Raw genomic sequence first — 3830 nt, forward strand, 5'->3', positions numbered from 1 at the left:
GGGGGGGGCGCCCCCGCGGCCGGGAGCGGACGCGCCGCGAGTTCCGAGCGGCCCGAACCCAGTACCGGCCAGGGCATCTTCGGCGGACGCGCGGACACCCCGGCCCGGGGCAACCCGAACGCCAGGGCGTCGCGCTGGGGCTCACCGAGGGAGCGGCGCGAACGCCCCGCCCCCCAGCGTCCCGCCCGTCCCGCGCCCTCCGGTGAGAGCCGGGGCCGGGGCGACGGCGACGGCGGTTGGCTGACCGGGTCCGGCAAGCGCAGGGACAACGCTCCCATCACCCCCTTCTGGGGGGAGAGCGGTTCCTCCACGACGAGGGACCGCAAGCGGGACGTCCCCTTCTGGTTGAACGACGACTGACGAACAAAGGCCCGAAGCGATGCCCAACCCTCTCCCCGAACGCGCCCAGCGGGCTGTCTTCACCGGACTGATCGTCGTGCTGGTCGTCTTTGGGCTCTACCTGAGCCTCGGAGGCTTCGGGGGCGCCGAGGAGGACGGTCCCTCCTCGGCCTCCCCGGAACCCGGAACCGACCAGGAGGAGTCGCCGGGCGGACCCGGCGGCCCGGACGGGCTGTCCACCGTCGAGCCGAGCCCGATCCCGACCACCGCCGCCGAGGACGTGGACGTCCTCGACTGGTTCCCCTTCACGGAGGCGGAACTCCAGGCGGCCGGTGCGGCGGCCCGGGCCTTCGCCGAGGCCTACGGAACCATCGACTACACCCAGTCCCCCGAGTCCTACTACGCCTCGATGGAGGAGCTTGCCACCCCCGAGTTCGCCGGGGTGCTGGCCGAGACCAGCAGGGTCGGCGCCTTCTGGAGCGAGATGTCCGAGGCCGGGGCGGTCGCCGAGGGGCGGGCCCAGGTCGACTCGGTACGGACCTTCGGCGCCGACTCGGTCACCTTCGTCGTGACGGCGCAGTCCATCACCGAGACGGGGAGCGCCGAGTTCGACGAGAACCTCGGCGAGTTCGCCGTCACCGTGGTGCGCAGCGGCGGCTCCTGGAGGGTCTTCGACTTCCAGCCCGCCGACGCCGGGCAGTTCGGAGAGGAGTGACCCCGTGATCTCCCTTTTCACCCGCAGGCCCTCTGACAGGGGTGCGGCGGGCCTGTGGTTCGGCGCAGCCGTCGCCGTCACGGTCGCCCTGATGACCGTGTTCGCGATGCTGGTGATCCCCGTGATCACCAACACCACCCAGCAGATCGGCTCCATGATGGCGAACGGCCTGGTCTGCGGGCCGGACACGGATGCCGAGCAGCCGGACGCGAGCGGCTACGCCATGGACTCCATTCCGGAGAACTACCTGCGGATCTACATGGAGGTCGGGGAGGACCGCGGGATCCCGTGGAACATCCTCGCGGGTGTGGGCCAGGTCGAGTCCCACCACGGGCGCTGGGAGGGCCCGGGGATCACCGAGGGGCACAACGACTGGGGTGCGGCCGGGCCGATGCAGTTCGGTTCCCTGGACGGCTCCGCGGCGGGCAACAGCTGGGGCGGCGAGCCCGTGCAGCCGGTGGACGAGCGCCCTGAGCAGGGGTACGGCGTCGACGGAAACGACGACGGGATCGTCAGCGTCTACGACCCCGCCGACGCGATCCCGGCCGCGGCCGACTACCTGATCGCCCACGGCCTGAAGGAGGACGTCCGGCAGGCCATCTACGGCTACAACCACGCCTGGTGGTACGTGGACGACGTGCTGGAGTGGGCGCAGCAGTACGCGGAGGGGGAGTACGACACGTCGGGTCCCATCGAGACCGCGGTCGCCTGCCAGCTCGACGCGCAGGGCGCCCCGATCGGGAGCGCCCCGGACGAGCTGACCCAGGCCGTGGTCGACTGGGCCCTGGCCCAGCGCGGCAAGCCCTACGTCTGGGGCGGCGTCGGCCCGAACGGGTTCGACTGCTCCGGTCTGATGCAGAAGGCCTACGAGAGCATCGGCGTCACCATTCCGCGGATCTCCCAGGACCAGTGGGGTTTCGGCCCCGAGGTCTCCCAGGGTGAGGAACAGCCTGGCGACCTGGTGTTCTTCCATGTGAGCCGGACGGGGGAGCCCCCCGGCCCGGGGCACGTGGGCATGGTGATCGGCGACGGGCTGATGGTCGAGGCCTGGTGCACCAACTGCGGTCCGATCGCGGTGCGCGAGTACGATGACCCCAATCGTGCGGACATCATGGGTTTCACGCGTCCGCTGGAGCACCCGGACGTGCAGGCCCAGTTGGAGGCGCAGGACAGTCGTGGTTGACCAGAAGGCACCGCCCGGCAAGCAGGGGCTGCACGGGTGGAAGGCCGCCGCGGCGGTTTTCGGGTGCGGGACTCTGGCTGCCTTCGGGATCTTCGGAGTCCTCGTTGGCCTGGCCAGCCTCTTCTTCAACTTCACTTCCGACGGTATCGGAACGGAACCCGACACCTCTGCGGGAAATCCTGCCGAGCAGATCGGTGAGCCCAGGTCCTCTCTGGCTGAAGAGGAGATGAACGTCTGCCAGGAAAACCTGGATCACCTTTCCTCCATCAACACCACCCGCCAAGATGGTCGGGAGGACTACGTCGACACCGCTACCAGTGGAAGCCCAGAGATCGAGGGTGCGGAGAGAGTAGTCCGTGACGAGTGCGTCTGGACGATTATCCCGAGTTCGAATTCGGCCCCTTGGGATTTCAGGTTCTCCTATGAGGCGGTTATTGATGCCCGGGAAGGGGGAGACGTCGAGGAGATCGCTTCATCCAGGTACGAGGATTTGCGATCAGAAATCTCCGAAGAGTTGGCCGAGGTGGAATCCGAGGGAGAGGCTGGCTTCGGAGATAAGTCCTATGCGGTCTACGGAACCGGAGAACAGGGGCAGTCGGTGTACATAGCCCTCATCCAGACGAAGAGCGCTGTGTACCGGATCCGTTTCGACGAGCAGGCGGATACTTCGGTCGGATCGATATCGGAGAACGAGTTCGTGAACGAGGCGAGGAAGATCGCGAGCTTCCTTGGGCACGGGTTCGAGTACTGGATTCCGGAGTGAGGCGGCAGGGCGGAACCCATCGTCCTTCCCACGTCCACGGCACCTGGACCGTCGTGGGCATCCACGGTTCTGGACCGGTCAGGCGACTCCGGCCATGAAGTGGTGGCGGCACAGGGTCGCGTACGACTCGTTGCCGCCGATGTGCACCTGCTCGCCCTCGTAGATCATGACCCCGTCCACCACGCGCGCGTTGTGGGTGGCGCGGCCGCCGCACCAGCAGCGCGCGGACACCGGCAGGACCTCGATCTTGTCGGCGAGTTCCACCAGGCGCTTCGAGCCGGGGAACAGCTGCCCCTGGAAGTCGGTGAGGATCCCGTAGCAGTACACGTCGATCCGCATCCCGTCCACCACGCCCGCGAGCTGTCCCACCTGCTTGTAGGACAGGAACTGGGCCTCGTCGCAGATGACGTAGGGGGCCTTGCGGTCGGCGATGTCGTCGTACAGGTCCAGGTCGTCGCCCACCTCCACGGCGGGGGACTCCAGGCCCAGGCGGGACGAGATGATGCCCGCTCCGGCGCGGTCCTGCTTCGTGTACAGCACTCCTTCGCCGCCGCGTGAGTGGTGCTCCTGGAGGGCCATCGTGCTCTTGCCCGAGTTCATCGAACCTGTGAAGTACTTCAGCTCCGCCATGTCTCTTCCTGTGTCGCGGGCGCTGGCGCTGTCGACGGCTCGGGCTCGTCACCGTGTCGGGCTTCCTGCCGTGGCCAGCAGTGAACATACCAGTGACGTGCGGGACCTCCCGAACCACCGCCCGCCCGCCTTGCGCATCCCCGTTCGCCTCTTCCTCCTCCTCGCGGCCCCTCGCGTCCTCCTCGTCGGGAAGGGCCCTT

4 protein-coding genes and 1 pseudogene are annotated in these 3830 nt (G+C 68.3%); 4 read left to right on the forward strand and 1 reads right to left on the reverse strand.

Annotated elements, in window-relative coordinates:
- From DQW06_RS12010 to DQW06_RS12025, 4 genes and pseudogenes are all read left to right on the forward strand, one after another.
- Positions 1 to 360 (forward strand): annotated as a pseudogene (locus DQW06_RS12010) (conjugal transfer protein TrbL); the annotation flags it as partial.
- A 19-nt stretch (positions 361 to 379) separates the two neighbouring features.
- Positions 380 to 1054, forward strand: coding sequence for a hypothetical protein (locus DQW06_RS12015; protein ID WP_117198439.1), 675 nt, complete (start codon positions 380 to 382; stop codon positions 1052 to 1054).
- 4 nt (positions 1055 to 1058) lie between these two features.
- On the forward strand, positions 1059 to 2237 hold the full coding sequence (locus tag DQW06_RS12020) for a bifunctional lysozyme/C40 family peptidase (RefSeq protein WP_117198440.1): 1179 nt from the start codon (positions 1059 to 1061) through the stop codon (positions 2235 to 2237).
- A complete protein-coding gene (locus tag DQW06_RS12025; RefSeq protein WP_117198441.1) occupies positions 2230 to 3000 on the forward strand; it encodes a hypothetical protein in 771 nt (256 codons plus the stop codon). The genes DQW06_RS12020 and DQW06_RS12025 overlap by 8 nt, the downstream gene beginning before the upstream one ends.
- Positions 3001 to 3078: 78 nt before the next feature.
- On the opposite strand, the gene DQW06_RS12030 is transcribed toward DQW06_RS12025, so the two are convergent.
- Positions 3079 to 3630, reverse strand: coding sequence for a thymidine kinase (locus tag DQW06_RS12030; RefSeq protein ID WP_013151206.1), 552 nt, complete (start codon positions 3628 to 3630; stop codon positions 3079 to 3081).
- Positions 3631 to 3830 lie beyond the last annotated feature (200 nt).

The organism is Nocardiopsis sp. TNDT3 (assembly GCF_003427465.1).
In the GTDB taxonomy this organism is placed as follows: Bacteria; Actinomycetota; Actinomycetes; order Streptosporangiales; family Streptosporangiaceae; genus Nocardiopsis; species Nocardiopsis dassonvillei.